Source organism: Daejeonella sp. AP26 (genome assembly GCF_056680515.1).
In genome coordinates this window covers 667630-683475 of sequence record NZ_CM155286.1, presented here as the reverse complement: position 1 = coordinate 683475, position 15846 = coordinate 667630, and the positions used below count along the sequence as shown (strand labels likewise).

The following is a 15846-nucleotide window of genomic DNA, read 5'->3' as shown; positions in this document are numbered from 1 at the left end:
GGATTTTGAAATATATTCCAATATTCTTTCCCCTCTAACCGGATGCAGTTTGTATTCAAATGAAGTAGCTACACCAAAATTTCCAACGCCACCACGAATGGCCCAACCTGGAAATCTATTAAAACGGTCGTGAATAGTGATATTTTGCAGAACTTCTATGAAGAGGTTCGCCTAATGATCGCAGACAGCCACAAAAATTGCATCATTTAAATTAGTATTCTTAATTTACAGAAAATAATTGAACTCTAGTATCCAGAGCCCTTCTACCCTCGCTACCCACTGGCCTCGAAATAGTATATTTCTTTGTCTACTTCATATTCCAAAACTTGCCGAAAAAGTGATTTTTTTGCTCAAACCTGGAAGCACACTTACTATGTGCTTACTATGTGCTTACTATGTCATGACTATATCGCGAACGAGTGAGTATATAGTAAACTAATTGTAAGTATCCTGTTAATATATTTTTAGCCAGAAGCTTGTTACAAAATTAATTCCTTGAGGTTTCCGGAACGGTAGAACATATCGAGTACGATTAGCGAAGAAAACTTCGACTGGGCGATGATCTAGATCAGGCAGATGGCCCTTTGAAAATTTCGGGATAGCCGGAGCATATTGGCTCTAAACAAAAAAAGACCGCCGAAGCAGTCTTAATGGAATTATTTACTTGATTACCGGATATTATCCAGGTAACTGCGCGCATCATCTAACTGCGCAGTAATGTCTTTACGGCCGGGGCTAAATTCAAGCACGGTTTGAAAATCGCTGATACAAGACTTGAAAGCTTCCACGGCCTTTGTCTTATCATAGAATTTGGGGATTTTCTGAGCTTTAAGAACTCCGTAATCCCGGTAGGCTAATGCTCTGTTCTGATAAAGCTTCACATCGTCCTCCTTTAGCTGAATAGCTTTAGAGAAATCACGAATAGAAGCGAGCAATAATTTCTCGCGCTCGAAATTCGAAATATTCTTACCGTCGGTAGCCATAATGTTCCGGGCCTTTCCACGATAGTAATAAGCACTATTCTCGGCTGGCTTTAATGAAATCAAGCGGTTAAAGGTAGTAACGGCCTTTCTATAGTCAGAGGCATGATAGTAAGAGTAGCCTAGCATATAAAGCGTGTTAACATTGTTAGAATCAGCAGAAATAGCTTTTTCCAGATGTGTTACTGCCAGTTTAAAGTTGCCATCAATCAAGGCCTTTTGTCCCATCTTTTCATAGGAACTCTGAGCAATGGAAAAGCCACTCAATAAAATAAAAAATAATAAACCTGTAATTGATTTCATATAGATAGATGACAAAATTAATATCGCATTATTAACGCTGTGAAGATAGTATTATTTCCAATTGTATTACTTTTAGGCATTCAGATGGACAAATTTATCTGGAACATTTTTTTCTGAGCGCGGTTACTCCTACACATGATTTTTTTAATTAAGTGCATACAATTATTATCAGTTTCAGCACCTTAATAACTGTTATCGATATATAACAACTACCGTACCGCCTCAAGTGCTCCTTACGAAGATTAATAGCCGCAGGAAGATAATTATGACATCTGGGTTACTTTATACGGTCGGATCAAATTTGTTGACAAAAACTAATCACGAGTCGCCGCACACCTGATTGGACAAATCGATATGCACTTGGTTTAAAAAAATTAATTGACGATATTTCAAAGTAGATGTTTCAAAATCTTGTATTTTACTTTCATGCAGAATAAAGATTCCAACCTGATAATACGCTGCCTGAGTTGCGTTGCTTTTCGGAAGTTATCGATTGGAACGTTAATCATTCGTATAGAAACTTTCCCGTATCCGGAAGGTTTTTACACCAAATACGATGGAATGACTTCATTGGTTTCACCGTAATAATTATGATAATATAACGGAATAGATAGAAGGCCCCTTGTCAACCAGCATCAACTATTTAGTTTTTTTTTTGAGCAATGCCAAAAGACTCGCGACCACAACAAATTTTAGACCTGGGCAATAAAACAGGCGGTGAAGAAGTTTGTCTGCCAGGCTAGAATTAGCTGGCATAGTGTGTTTAAATTACATGGGCACCTATTCGAGGTTACGGGGAATCGAAAATTAAGTGACATTAACGTGTCAAAGTTTGTTTAGCCCGAAACTTTAGGTTTATCTTTGCATTTGAAAAGTTCCATCGTGATTTTTGCTTCCCAATTCCTTAAAGCGGACATATCGGATTAGAAACTAAGCGTTAGATAAGGGTTTTATAGGGTTTTGAGTAACATTCGTCTTAATCTTAATGGTGCTTAAAGCCATATCAATAGATCAACTTCTATAATCTGAAAAACGAAAAGAACGGAACTCGCCTGTCCTTTGGAGACGAGATACCGGGCAGGTAAACTGTTTAATTCGGATCATAGTCATCACCTAAGCAACTGCCATATTTGAACTGAGGTTTTGATTGGCACAGGGCTTGCATCCTTAATTATTTGCCTGTACAAGCGGGCTTTCTAAAAATTCACTGTCAAACTGACGTTTTAAAAAAATAGATGAGTAATTACGACACTTTTGATTTTAACCGGGCGCTTCCCTTAATAAATGAAGATACTGAATTTTTTCCCCTGATGTCTCAACAGGACGAGGAAGAAATGAATAACGAAGAAACACCAGAAATTCTCTCCATATTACCCTTACGCAACACCGTTTTATTCCCCGGAGTTGTCATTCCGATTACGGTTGGGCGTGATAAATCGATAAAATTAATTAAAGAAGCTTACCGTGGCGACCGCATTATTGGAGTTGTGTCACAGCGTGATGTAGGTATTGAGGATCCTAGCTTTGACCAACTGAACCAGGTCGGCACTTTGGCGCTTATTATCAAAATGCTTCAGATGCCTGATGGAAACACTACGGTGATCATTCAGGGTAAGCAGCGTTTTCGTTTAGACGAGGAGGTACAAAGCGATCCATATATTAAGGCCACTATTCAGAAATTTGAAGAAATAAGACCAAAGGCTGATAAAGAGTTTAAGGCTATCATGGCATCTATAAAGGAAATGGCGATGCAGATCATCCAGTTATCGCCTAACATTCCCAGCGAAGCTGGTATTGCCATTAAAAACATTGACAGCCCGTCATTCCTGATCAATTTCATTTCTTCAAACATGAACGCCGATGTTCCGGCTAAGCAGCAGATGCTTGAAGTTGCAAACTTACGTGAACGCGCAAAAATGGTTATGCAGCATCTGACTGTTGAACTGCAGATGCAGGAGCTTAAGAACCAGATTCAAAGCAAAGTACGTGTTGATCTGGATAAACAGCAGCGTGACTATTTTCTAAATCAGCAGCTTAAAACTATCCAGGAAGAACTTGGAGGCACTTCGCCTGACCTCGAAATTGAGAATCTGAGAAGCCGTGCTGCCAAGAAAAAATGGTCTAAAGACGTAGCTCAACATTTTACAAAAGAAGTAGATAAGGCTGGCCGGATGAACCCTGCGGCTGCCGACTATTCGGTTCAGGTTAATTACCTGGAGTTATTGCTCGATCTTCCGTGGAATGATTTTACCAAAGATAATTTTGATTTAAAACGCGCTCAGCGCATACTTGACAAGGATCATTATGGTCTGGATAAAGTTAAAAAGCGTATTATAGAGTATTTGGCTGTGCTGAAGCTTAAGCACAATATGAAGGCCCCCATCCTGTGCCTTGTTGGCCCTCCGGGAGTTGGTAAAACGTCTTTAGGAAAATCTATCGCTAAAGCTTTGGGTCGTAAATATGTCCGGATGGCTCTTGGAGGCATCCGCGATGAAGCCGAAATCCGCGGTCACCGTAAAACTTATATAGGTGCAATGCCGGGCAGAATCATCCAGTCGGTTAAGAAATCAGGAACTTCAAACCCGGTTTTTGTTCTGGATGAAATAGATAAGGTAGGCAATGATTTTCGCGGTGATCCATCATCCGCCCTGCTTGAAGTATTGGATCCGGAACAGAATTATGCTTTCAACGATCATTATATTGAGGTGGATTACGATCTTTCAAGTGTGATGTTTATCGCTACGGCTAACTCATTAAGCAGCATTCAGCCGGCTTTATTAGATCGGATGGAGATCATTGAAGTGAATGGTTATACCATCGAAGAGAAAATTGAAATTGCAAAACAACACCTGTTACCAAAACAAAGGGAACAACACGGCTTAAAAGCGAAGGATATTTCAATCAAACCTGCTATACTGGAAAAAGTGATTGATGATTATACCCGGGAATCCGGAGTGAGGGGCCTCGAGAAAAAAGTTGGTTCATTAGTTCGGGGCATAGCTACAAAAATAGCTATGGAAGAAGAATATAATCCGGTGATCAGCAAGGCGGATGTGGAAACCATATTAGGAGCACCAATTTTCGATAAGGATTTGTACGAAGGAAACGAAGTTGCCGGTGTGGTTACAGGCTTAGCCTGGACCCAGGTAGGCGGTGACATACTTTTTATTGAAGCAAGTCTAAGTCCAGGGAAAGGAAAGCTTTCGTTAACAGGTAACCTTGGGGATGTGATGAAAGAATCTGCTTCAATTGCGATGGCTTATTTAAGGGCGCATGCCAGCAAATTCGGTATTGATCACCGATTATTTGATCAGTGGGATGTGCATGTACACGTTCCGGCAGGTGCCACTCCGAAGGATGGACCTTCTGCAGGTGTGACTATGCTGACCGCATTAACCTCTGCTTTCACCCAGCGTAAAGTCAAGCCTCACCTGGCTATGACCGGAGAGATAACTTTGCGTGGTAAGGTTCTTCCGGTTGGAGGAATTAAAGAAAAGATTTTGGCTGCCAAACGTGCAAATATTAAGGATATCATTCTTTGCAGATCAAACCAAAAGGACATCCTCGAAATCAAGGAAAGTTATATAACTGATCTTAAATTTCATTATGTGACCGAAATGAAAGAGGTGATTGACCTGGCTCTTGAGACAGGACAAGTAAAAGATCCCATCGATCTTACGGTAAAAGAGTTGGCACCTGCCATACTGAGTTAAACTAAGCGTCTTCGGACGCTTTTTTTATGCTCGACAATTTATATCTTCAACGCAGAAACATAAAATCAACAGATATGAAAAAAATCCACATCATCTTTTTATCGATTGTTAGTTTAGCCCTGGTTTCAACTGCCCATGCACAGCAACATTCGGCTACCGTATCTACAGTATCTTATATTAACTCGACGACTGTGATTAGCAAATTACCTTCCGGAGAAGGTGCACGGGCCCAGAATGTCTTCGTTGAGATTGGCGGACAAGGACTTCTATTTACCGCAAATTACGACACACGTTTTGGTAACCGGAGAAATGGTTTGGGCGGACGTATAGGTATCGGCTATATTGCCTCAGACGGAGACAATGCAACCACGATCCCGGTTTCGTTAAATTATTTATTGGGCAATTCAGGAAAACACTTCTTTGAAGTTGGATTAGGTGCAACCTTTATGGCCGTCGGCGGCGACGATGATTCTTTCTTTTTTGATGAAAATGAGAGCAGTGTAGTTGGTACTATGAGCTTTTCCTACCGGTTACAACCGGTCAACAGTGGTTTTGCTTTCCGCGCCGGTTTAACCCCCGTATTCAATAGCGATTTCTTTATCCCGTACTACGGTGGGTTGAGTTTGGGTTATACCTTCTAAGAGACTGAATTTCATAAGTCCCCTAACAATGGGGTTATGAATTAATGAAAACAATGAATTTTAAAAAAGCACTTCTTTTTCCCTTATTTTTCAATCTGTTGTGCGGTGCTGTAAATGCGCAAACCACCGGCTATAAAAATGAGTTTGGATTCCGCAGTGATAACGATGCATACCTGGCGTATGGTCAGGATCGTTACTACACTAACGGCTTATTTATCACCTTCAGGCATGCAGCGGATCAAGCACGGCTGAAGAGCAGTATAAATAAGCGGATCTGGGAAATTGAAGCCGGACAGAAAATATACAATCCTATTTCGGGGCAGACGACAGATATTAATAAAATAGATCGTCCCTTTGCGGGTTATTTATACGCAGGGGCAAGTATGAACTGGCTCTACACTAACGAAAATAATTTAAAGCTGGGGATTCAATTCGGTACTATCGGGCCCTCTTCTTTAGCCGAAGACGGTCAGGTATTACTTCATGATGTTATTGGGTTCTATGAAATTAAAGGCTGGGAAACGCAGGTAAAAGATGAAGTTGGCGTCAATATCACAGCTGATTATAATCATTTATTACACAGGGGATCGCTTCAGAAAACCGATTTCACGTTTACCTCTAATGCCCGGTTGGGTAATACATTCTCTGGAGCCGGGGTAGGATTACTATTTCGCGCCGGAACAATAAACCAGTTATTTAATTCGGCATCAACGAGCAGTGGCCTTTACAATAACAGTGAAACAGAACCTTTAAATGAGGAAGAGCTCTTTTTTTATGCCCAACCGGCACTCAGCTTTGTTGCATATGATGCTACCGTTGAAGGAGGGTTATTCAGAGCGAATAAAGGACCGGTAACCTTTGATGTTAAGCCCTTAGTCTTTAGCCAGCAAGTTGGTGTAATGTATTCAAAGAAGAGATGGACAGCAGATTTTTCCGTTTTATTTAAATCACGGGAAGTGAAGAGTAATGCCCGTGCGCATCAATACGGGTCGGCGGCACTCTATTATCGGTTTAATTGAGGGAAGGGTAGATTCACATCAAATTATTACACCCCCAACTAAGGCTGGAGGTAATTAAGTCAGGTCTACTTGAAGCATAGTCATCAATTGCCGCTGGCTTTAGCCAGTGGATTCCGATAACACTTTGAAGAGTAAAAACCTATTAAAGAGTATTAATACGGGCATAGTCAATCCTTCAATTGTTAAGCCATGAAGAAACTTTTTTGTAAAGCCAATATTGTAAAAAAGCTCAGCTTATGCCCTTTGTGAAGGTCTACATTCATTTCGTTTGGAGTTCCAAAAATAGATATCCATTTCTCAGCACCTTAGAGATGCGACAAAAGGTTTAGCAGCATATCAAAGAGAATTCTATTAAAAAGGGAATATACATTGATTTTGTCAATGGCCATTCGGAGCATTGTCACTGTCTAGTGTCGTTGGGCGTTGATCAAACCATAGAAAAGGTTGCTCAATTAATTAAGGGCGAGTCCTCTTTCTGGATCAATCAACAGGTGGAATTTCAACTCGGGTTCAATAGTAAAAAGTTTGGTTGGCAGGATGAATACTTTGCCGTTGCTGTTTCCGAATCGATGATTGAAAAGACGAGGAATTACATCAAAAATCAAGAAGAGCATCATAAAAAGCACTCATTCCAGGAGGAGTATGAAGAGCTTATAAGCAAATATGGGTTTAAAAAATTCAATGATCTAAAAGATGAATATGATAAGCGATTGCAGAATCATTAAATATTAAATCGACTTAGCTAGTCAGCCCATTAAAAAAGGTTTGGCAAAAGCCAACTGCACATCATTCTATTAACCTCCAGCTAAAGCTGGAGGCAATTGAAACAAGTTAGCTAATAGCCACTGACTCTAAAATGCATATCCCAACGTTAACGCCGGTGATAAAAGAAAAATCAGGGAGACCAGCTTAGATATTCAATTGCCACTGGCTTTAGTCAGTGGATTAAAAATGCCCGTAAGTAAAGGAACTTTATCAAAACCATCGAGTTTTGGCAAAAAATAAAGAAGTGTTTGGCTAAAGCCACTAATCAATATCATTACTTTTCCTCCAGCTAAAGCCGGAGGCAATTGAAGCAGATTAGCCAAAATAAGGAAGCTTAAGGAATAGTCAAATTCAATTGCCACTGGCTTTAACCAGCGGATTTAAATGACAACACTAAAAATAGGCTTTAGCCAACCGGTTGAAGCTTGCCAAAATATCCAGCTAAAGCTGGAGGCAATTGAAGTAAGCCTGCTTAAAATTCCAGCCCTCTGCGGTTAATCTTCTTCATAGCATTTTGCATCTTATCATTCAGGCGTTTCTCAATGGATGATTTTTTAGGCTTTGTGGCTTTCCTCAATTTAGGCCTATGAAGCGCTCTGGTAATCAGCAAAATCAGTTTTTCTATACTGCGTTCTTTATTCATATACTGACTCCGCTCCTCTTCGGTGATCACTTGCAGCAACCCTTCGGCATTGATCCGCCTACTTAGCTTTTCTTTCAGCAATTCTTTTTGCTCGCTGGAAAACATATTAGATTTTTGAATATCAAAGTTCAGTGCTACCTTGCTGGAGACCTTGTTTACATTCTGGCCGCCCTTGCCGCCGCTACGTGAAGTTTTAAAACTGACCTCCTTTATAAGAGCTTCCCTGGAAATAGCCATGCGCAAAAATAAGTAACAATTTTAACAGCAAACCTTACCTTTGTTTCCCGATGAGCAAAAATATTATCGTTGCTATTGATGGTTATTCTTCATGCGGGAAAAGCACCCTGGCAAAAGCCCTGGCTAAAAAGCTGCACTTCATTTATGTGGATAGTGGAGCGATGTACCGGGCTGTTACTTTATTCTTTATCCGTAACAACATAAAACTGGATGATGAAAAGGCAATAGAACAAGCTCTTTTAGATATTCACTTAGAATTTCACTCGCGAGATTACCAGACTCACATTACTTTAAATGACGAGGAGGTTTCTGAAGAAATTCGCCAGATGCCGGTTTCTGAGATCGTTAGCGAGGTAAGTGCAATCCGCTCTGTCCGCATGGAAATGGTTAAGCAGCAGCAGCGAATGGGAAAATCCAAGAACATTGTCATGGACGGCCGGGATATCGGCACCACGGTTTTCCCTTATGCAGAGGTCAAGATATTTATGACTGCAGATCCAAAGATCAGGGCCGAAAGACGGTTTAAAGAGTTAAAGGCTAAAGGGGAAGAGATATCACTGGAAGAAATATTCGACAACCTGGCTCATCGCGACTTTCTGGACACCACCCGCAAAGAGAGTCCGCTTACGCGGGCAAAGGATGCCATTGTTTTAGATAATACCACTTTAAATGAGAAACAACAGCTGGAATTTGCATTAGAACGGGTTATGCCGTTCATTAAAGATAACCAGCCTAATCCCGTAAGATGATGGATGATCAGGAATTATTGAAATTGCAATACCCCATCGGCAAATTCTCGGCGCCGGCTGATATTGACGAGCTACTGATTAAATCCTGTATTGATGACATAGCTTCTTTTCCCGGAAGATTAAGAAATGAAGTAGCTAGTCTTACCGCCCGACAACTCGATACACTCTACCGCCCCGACGGCTGGACGGTCAGACAAGTAGTTCATCATTGTTCAGATAGCCATATGAATAGCTGGATGCGATTCAAGCTGGCTTTGACAGAAGATAAACCCGTAATAAGACCTTATTTCGAAGATCGCTGGGCTGAACTGCCAGACAGCAAGATAATGGACATTGAGCCTGCACTCCTGCTTCTAGATGCTCTTCATACTAAATGGGTGTTTCTACTTCGCTCATTATCAAATGCGGACTTCTCCAAGGTTTTCATTCATCCTGAACATGGAAAAGAATATAAACTGGAGGTGGTCATCTGTTTGTATGCCTGGCATTGTAACCATCACCTTGCTCATATTTCGTCATTACGATCCAGGCAGGGCTGGTAGCACATCAGCTATTTTAAGAAATGCCCACGCTCTCCAGCGCGGATCTGCTTGCCTAAAAAGAAATATAAACCTTTCATAGCACAATGGGTTTAAATGACAAGCAAAAAGGCATTCTGAATGAAAATTACACTCTTTACTCTTGGCACCCGCGGCGACGTGCAACCGTTCGCTATTTTAGGTGAGGCACTGGCTAAGCGCGGACATTCAGTAACACTGTGCACGGCAAAAAACTTTAGAAGTTTCGTAGAAGGACATAATATCAACTTTCATCCCGTAAATATCAATTCTGAGCAGTTGATTAGTTCAAAGTATGGTCAGCAAATAATGCGGGTGAACTTGTTTCATCTTAAGCGGAATCTTAAAAAATTTATATACCCAATCATCAAGACGTCACTAAACGAGTTTTATAAACTTGCCCAGGAAAGTGACCTAATCATATATCGCACGAAAACTCTTGCAGATGTATTTTTGAATGAGCTCGATTGTCAGGCTATTCGTGCTGCAGTTGTACCTGCTATGGAAGAAACTACCGCCTTTATAAACCCAATAATGAGCGGACTTAAATTGCCATCTTTCCTAAACCGTTGGAGCTACCGATTCAATGATTTGCGTTATATGTTTTTTAAGAAGCCTATTGACCAATTTAGGAAGCAACATGGCTTAACGGAAGATATTCAGGATGCCCCGGATATTCCCGGTATCTATGGCATTAGTTCGCACTTTTTAGAAAGACCTGCCGACTGGGCGGATAATCAACATCTGACCGGGTTTTGGTTTTCTAATGTACAATCAGTTTTGGATGCGGAGCTTGAAGAGTTCATTGCCCGTGGAAAACCGCCACTTCTGATCACCTTCAGCAGTATGCCGGTTGAAAAGGAACTTAATGAGTTAATTGCAAACTGTATTAATGAGATCGACGAACGTTTTATTATTATTAAAGGGTGGGGGGAATGGAATATTGAGGAAAGCGATAAGATAAAGGTCATTAGTTCGGCCCCTTTCGACGCCCTTTTTCCGAGAATGAAAGCAATCATTCATCATGGCGGCTTAGGCACCACCGCCGAATGTTTAAGAGCAGGGAAACCTATGTTTATCTGCCCTCCCGTGTATCCGTTCGGAGATCAATACTTTTGGGGTGACCTCGCCTACCAGCGAGGAGTTGGGGTGAAACCTGTGCCTTTGTCAAGCCTAACACAAAAGAAGTTCCTCAAGGGAATTAAGCAGCTATTGACCGACGAGAAAATCTACCGGAACAGTAAAGTGCTGGCTGAAAAAATTAATAAAGAAAGAGGCGTCGAAAAAGCGGTAGATATGATCGAAGAAATCTTGAAAGCAGAGGAATTGAAGAAATCAGCTTAGCTATAAACGCCATATCTACGACTCAGCTTAGGTCACCTATGTCATCCCTTTTAGGAAAGCTTGTTTAAACACCAGATAATCACTAAATAAAGCTTAAATTTCTTTTTGTTTAAAAAGGTATTTTTTTACCTTTGCAATCCGATTCAAGATCGGAACAAAGGAGATAAATTAATTAATGGCCAAAAAACTAGAAGCTGAAAAAGAGTTAAAAGCTAAACAAGCTGAACTCAGCAGCGAAGAAACTGCGACTAAAGCAAAGGAAAACATCGAATCAGAAGCTGATTCAATGTCCATCGAAGAGATCAAATCGAAAACGATGATTACCCCTTCCGGCGATTTCGACTGGGATGCGGATGACAAGGGTTTCGGAAATTACAGCGATGAGGACCGTGAGAAGTTCGAAGCGATGTACGCCGGGACGTTCAACTCGATCAACAAAGGAGAAATCATCTCTGGTATTGTTGTATCAATCAACAACAAAGATGTGGTATTAAACATTGGATTTAAATCTGATGGTTTAGTTTCATCATCTGAATTCCGTGATATGCCTGATCTGAAGATTGGCGATTCGGTTGACGTATTTGTTGAGTCGCAGGAAGATGCTAACGGACAGTTAGTATTGTCGCGCAAGCGTGCCAAAACGCAACGTTCATGGGAAACCATTAATGAAGCACTCGATCAGGACAAGATTATTACGGGTTATGTTAAGAGCCGTACTAAAGGTGGTCTGATTGTGGATATTATGGGTGTTGAAGCCTTCTTGCCAGGATCACAGATCGACATCAAGCCTATCCGTGACTACGATATTTACGTAGGCAAGACCATGGAATTCAAAGTTGTCAAGATCAATCACGAGTTTAAGAACGTAGTGGTATCGCACAAAGTGCTGATCGAAGATGATCTTGAAAACCAAAAAACTGAGATCGTTGCTAAACTTGAAAAAGGTCAGGTATTAGAAGGAACGGTTAAAAACATTACTGATTTCGGTGTATTTATCGATTTGGGTGGTGTTGACGGTTTATTACACATTACTGATATTTCATGGGGTCGCATAGAGCATCCACGTGAAGTGTTAAACTTAGATCAAAAAATCAACGTAGTTGTTTTAGATTTCGATGACGAGAAAAAACGTATCGCTTTAGGTCTAAAACAATTAACTCCACACCCTTGGGAAGCTTTAGATACCGCTCTTGAAATCGGTTCTAAAGTGAAAGGTAAGATCGTTACTGTGGCTGACTACGGTGCTTTCTTAGAGATCACTCCAGGTGTTGAAGGTTTGATCCACGTATCTGAAATGTCATGGTCTCAGAACCTGCGTAACCCTCAGGAATTTCTGAAAGTTGGTGATGAAGTTGAAGCTCAGGTTTTAACTCTTGATCGCAACGAGCGCAAGATGAGCCTTGGTATTAAGCAATTGACTCCAGATCCATGGAAGAACATCGCTGAACGTTACCCTGTTGGAAGCCAGCATAAAGCTGTTGTTAAGAACATGACTAATTTCGGTGTGTTTGTGGAAATTGAAGAAGGAATTGATGGTTTGATCCACATTTCTGACTTATCATGGTCTAAAAAGATCAATCACCCGAATGAATTCACTAAAGTTGGTGAAGAATTAGATGTGGTTGTTTTAGAACTTGACGAGCAAAACCGCAAATTAAGCTTAGGTCATAAGCAATTAGAAGAAAACCCTTGGGAAACTTTCGAAACGATCTTCACTCTTGATTCAGTTCATGAAGGTACTGTGTTGAAAGTAACTGACAAAGGTGCTATCGTAGCTTTACCATACGGTGTAGAAGGCTTTGCCCCTACCAAGCATATGGCTAAAGAAGACGGTACTTCTGTAAAGGCTGAAGAAACTGCTGGGTTCAAAATTATTGAGTTCAATAAAGATTCTAAACGTATCGTTGTATCTCACGCCCGTATCTGGGAAGAGGTGAAAGCGGAAGAGCGTAAGGAAGAAATGAACCAGAAGAAAAAAGACGCGAAAGCTACTATCAGTGCTGTTAAGAAAGTGAAAGATTCTGTTGAAAAATCTACTTTAGGTGATTTAGGAGTTCTTGCACAATTGAAACAACAAATGGAAGGCGCAGAGAACAAAGCTAAAAAAGCTAAAGACTCTGAGGATTCTGCTGCTGCTGAATCAGCTGAGTAATTTTAATACTATTTTTCACAGCCTCTCCGCTTACGGGGAGGCTTTTTTTGTGTTACGTTTTTTATTCCCGCCATATCGCGCTGATGTAGGGTGCAGGTTGAAGGAGGTCTGGCCCAGCAATGTGTAAGGTCCTGCATGGAATCTCAATAATATTGCTTCCCGCCAGCTGCATTCTGCGAAAATCTGGTAGCAATCTGCGAACTTCTGCGGGAAAAACAGGAAAGTGCATCAGAGTAACATCTTTTCTATTTAACACACGTCCGTTTTTACTACTTTCTCAAAATTTTACCACACACCTGATGAAGTATCGAGCAATCTATTTATTATCCGTATGCCTGACCCTGAGTGGCTGCTTTGTTGCGAGTTCATTACATACCCCAAAAGATAAATGGATCAAACTTTTCAACGGGACTAACATCCAGGATTGGTTCGTGAAAATTCAGCATCATGAAACAGGCGTTAATTTTGGCAACACTTTCCGCGTAGAAGATGGCCTTATCAAAGTGAGGTACGACCAATACGATGATTTTAACGATCAGTTCGGTCACCTGTATTTTAAAAACCCCTACTCATATTATCATTTAATTGTGGAATACCGCTTTGTAGGCGAATTGCAGAAAGGTGCGCCTGCATATACTTTAAGAAATAGCGGTGTGATGTTCCACTCGCAGGATCCTCGCACTATGCCGAAGGAACAGGACTGGCCGATATCTGTAGAGATGCAATTTTTAGGTGGTTTGGGGGATGGCAAGCCCCGTCCTACCGGGAATATGTGTTCGCCGGGTACGAATGTAGTCTATAAAGGTAAACTTGCTGAAAGTCATTGCCTGAACTCTACTTCTAAAACCTATGAAGGCGACCAGTGGGTACGTGCTGAGTTGATTGTTCTGGGTGATTCTTTAATAACCCATATTATTAACGGCGATACGGTTCTTCAATATTCTAAACCCCAGATTGGCGGCGGGGTAGTCAATCGTCATGATCCAAAAATCAAGCAGGATGGGAAGTTATTGAGCAGCGGGTTCATTGCCCTCCAAAGCGAAGGACAACCCATTGATTTCAGACGGGTTGAGTTGAAAGATCTTTCTAAGCAAAATGGTGTTGGAGTTAAATAAGGCTCAAAGTAATTATTGTTTAAAACGCTGATTTTTGTTCGCATTTTCCCCATCGGACGTTAAATTGCGGGCAATCCTTATTGCAAGAGCAGAATAAATTTCTACTTTTGCTCAAATCCAACCAAAGATGCAAAACCTCACCTTGCTTGACGGTCCAAAATTCCAGATCACCATTCAGCGTCTTTGCCATCAGTTAATCGAAAATCACAATGACTTTTCTGATTCCGTTATTTTAGGCATTCAGCCGAGAGGAATCTACCTGGCGAATCGCATCATCTCGGAACTGAAGATCCTGTTTCCTCAAAATCCTATCCTGAGCGGTATCCTCGATGTAACCTTTTTTAGGGATGACTTCAAGGAGGGAATATTAAACCCCAGCAGTACTGAAATTAACTTCATTATCGAAGGCAAGAAGGTGATCCTGATGGACGATGTACTGTGGACCGGTCGCACCATTCGCTCAGCAATGGATGCTATGCAGGCCTTCGGCAGACCGGCGAAGGTGGAACTGCTGACTTTAGTAGACCGTCGGTATTCAAGGCATGTGCCCATAGAAGCTGACTACATTGGGATCAAAGTAGATACCATCGATTCGCAGAAGGTCAAGGTCAGCTGGAAAGAGACAGATGGAGAAGATAAAGTAACGTTATTATCAGAGAAGTAATGCCCAACCAAGCTCAGAAACTCAGTACAAAACATCTTTTAGGTATTAAAGACCTAACCTTAGGTGACATAGAGCTCATTCTTGAAACAGCCAGTAACTTCAAAGACGTGATTAACCGACCTATAAAGAAAGTTCCTTCACTTCGTGATATTACGATTGCCAATATATTTTTTGAAAACTCTACCCGGACAAAGCTATCATTTGAACTGGCGGAGAAGCGCCTTTCGGCTGACACCATTAATTTTGCTGCTTCTTCTTCTTCCGTCAGCAAGGGCGAAACCCTTATTGATACGGTGAATAACATTCTGGCGATGAAAGTCGACATGGTGGTTATGCGCCATCCGTATGCAGGGGCTGGGGTGTTTTTAAGTAAACATATTAATGCACAAATAGTGAACGCGGGCGATGGTGCGCATGAGCATCCAACGCAGGCTTTACTCGATGCCTTTTCAATTCGTGAAAAGTTTGGTGAAGTTGCCGGGAAAAAAGTGGCAATCATTGGTGATGTGCTACACTCACGTGTTGCTTTATCTAATATCCTCTGCCTTCAAAAACTTGGAGCTGAGGTTATGGTTTGCGGTCCCACTACGCTTATTCCAAAGTACATCAGTGCTTTAGGTGTTAAGGTAGAACACAACCTGCTGAAAGCATTAAACTGGTGCGACGTGGCTAACATGCTCCGCATTCAACTGGAACGTCAGGACATTAAGTTTTTCCCATCATTAAGAGAGTACACCATGATGTACGGGCTTAATAAACAGATCCTCGATTCCCTTGACAAAGAAATCACTGTTATGCATCCCGGTCCAATAAACCGGGGGGTTGAGATTACCAGCGATGTTGCAGACAGTAAGCAATCGATCATACTTAACCAGGTAGAAAACGGAGTGGCGGTAAGAATGGCGGTTCTTTATCTGCTAGCGAACCAGAGGTAGGTGGTTAGATCGTTAGTTGGTTAGGTTCT

14 protein-coding genes are annotated in these 15846 nt (G+C 41.3%); 11 read left to right on the top strand and 3 right to left on the bottom strand.

Annotation, left to right across the window (positions count from 1 at the left end):
* Nucleotides 1-668 precede the first annotated feature (668 nt).
* The gene (locus tag AC1MCB_RS02955; protein ID WP_479967256.1) at nucleotides 669-1283 is read right to left on the bottom strand and encodes a tetratricopeptide repeat protein; all 615 of its coding nucleotides are present in this window, start codon (nucleotides 1281-1283) and stop codon (nucleotides 669-671) included.
* 1235 nt (nucleotides 1284-2518) lie between these two features.
* On the opposite strand from AC1MCB_RS02955, the gene lon reads away from it, so the two are divergent.
* The 4 genes from lon to AC1MCB_RS02935 all read left to right on the top strand — a co-directional run bounded on the left by lon (nucleotide 2519) and on the right by AC1MCB_RS02935 (nucleotide 7381).
* On the top strand, nucleotides 2519-4996 hold the full coding sequence (gene lon, locus AC1MCB_RS02950; protein ID WP_479967255.1) for an endopeptidase La: 2478 nt from the start codon (nucleotides 2519-2521) through the stop codon (nucleotides 4994-4996).
* A 74-nt stretch (nucleotides 4997-5070) separates the two neighbouring features.
* The gene (locus tag AC1MCB_RS02945) at nucleotides 5071-5637 is read left to right on the top strand and encodes a hypothetical protein (RefSeq protein ID WP_479967254.1); all 567 of its coding nucleotides are present in this window, start codon (nucleotides 5071-5073) and stop codon (nucleotides 5635-5637) included.
* Between the two features lie 53 nt (nucleotides 5638-5690).
* Nucleotides 5691-6656, top strand: a complete 966-nt coding sequence (locus AC1MCB_RS02940; protein WP_479967253.1) for a lipid A deacylase LpxR family protein — start codon at nucleotides 5691-5693, stop codon at nucleotides 6654-6656.
* Nucleotides 6657-6991: 335 nt separating this feature from the next.
* Nucleotides 6992-7381 (top strand): transposase, encoded by a 390-nt coding sequence (locus AC1MCB_RS02935; RefSeq protein WP_479968778.1) that lies wholly within the window; start codon nucleotides 6992-6994, stop codon nucleotides 7379-7381.
* Between the two features lie 192 nt (nucleotides 7382-7573).
* Here the strand turns inward: AC1MCB_RS02935 and AC1MCB_RS02930 are convergent, their stop codons facing one another.
* Both AC1MCB_RS02930 and arfB read right to left on the bottom strand, forming a co-directional pair.
* Nucleotides 7574-7783: a hypothetical protein gene (locus tag AC1MCB_RS02930; RefSeq protein ID WP_479967252.1), complete on the bottom strand. Its 210-nt coding sequence runs from the start codon at nucleotides 7781-7783 to the stop codon at nucleotides 7574-7576.
* A gap of 110 nt (nucleotides 7784-7893) precedes the next feature.
* Nucleotides 7894-8301, bottom strand: coding sequence for an alternative ribosome rescue aminoacyl-tRNA hydrolase ArfB (gene arfB / locus AC1MCB_RS02925; RefSeq protein ID WP_479967251.1), 408 nt, complete (start codon nucleotides 8299-8301; stop codon nucleotides 7894-7896).
* 50 nt (nucleotides 8302-8351) lie between these two features.
* Between arfB and cmk the strand changes: the two genes are divergently transcribed.
* The 7 genes from cmk to AC1MCB_RS02890 all read left to right on the top strand — a co-directional run bounded on the left by cmk (nucleotide 8352) and on the right by AC1MCB_RS02890 (nucleotide 15817).
* Entirely contained in the window at nucleotides 8352-9050 is a 699-nt protein-coding gene (gene cmk / locus AC1MCB_RS02920) for a (d)CMP kinase (RefSeq protein WP_479967250.1), read from the top strand.
* Nucleotides 9047-9592, top strand: a complete 546-nt coding sequence (locus AC1MCB_RS02915) for a YfiT family bacillithiol transferase (RefSeq protein ID WP_479967249.1) — start codon at nucleotides 9047-9049, stop codon at nucleotides 9590-9592. Before cmk ends, AC1MCB_RS02915 begins: the two co-directional genes overlap by 4 nt.
* Nucleotides 9593-9709: 117 nt before the next feature.
* The gene (locus AC1MCB_RS02910) at nucleotides 9710-10951 is read left to right on the top strand and encodes a glycosyltransferase (RefSeq protein ID WP_479967248.1); all 1242 of its coding nucleotides are present in this window, start codon (nucleotides 9710-9712) and stop codon (nucleotides 10949-10951) included.
* Between the two features lie 175 nt (nucleotides 10952-11126).
* Nucleotides 11127-13103, top strand: a complete 1977-nt coding sequence (gene rpsA / locus AC1MCB_RS02905; protein WP_479967247.1) for a 30S ribosomal protein S1 — start codon at nucleotides 11127-11129, stop codon at nucleotides 13101-13103.
* Between the two features lie 299 nt (nucleotides 13104-13402).
* Nucleotides 13403-14218, top strand: a complete 816-nt coding sequence (locus tag AC1MCB_RS02900; RefSeq protein ID WP_479967246.1) for a 3-keto-disaccharide hydrolase — start codon at nucleotides 13403-13405, stop codon at nucleotides 14216-14218.
* 127 nt (nucleotides 14219-14345) lie between these two features.
* A complete protein-coding gene (gene pyrR / locus AC1MCB_RS02895) occupies nucleotides 14346-14882 on the top strand; it encodes a bifunctional pyr operon transcriptional regulator/uracil phosphoribosyltransferase PyrR (protein WP_479967245.1) in 537 nt (178 codons plus the stop codon).
* On the top strand, nucleotides 14882-15817 hold the full coding sequence (locus AC1MCB_RS02890; RefSeq protein WP_479967244.1) for an aspartate carbamoyltransferase catalytic subunit: 936 nt from the start codon (nucleotides 14882-14884) through the stop codon (nucleotides 15815-15817). Before pyrR ends, AC1MCB_RS02890 begins: the two co-directional genes overlap by 1 nt.
* Nucleotides 15818-15846: the final 29 nt, after the last annotated feature.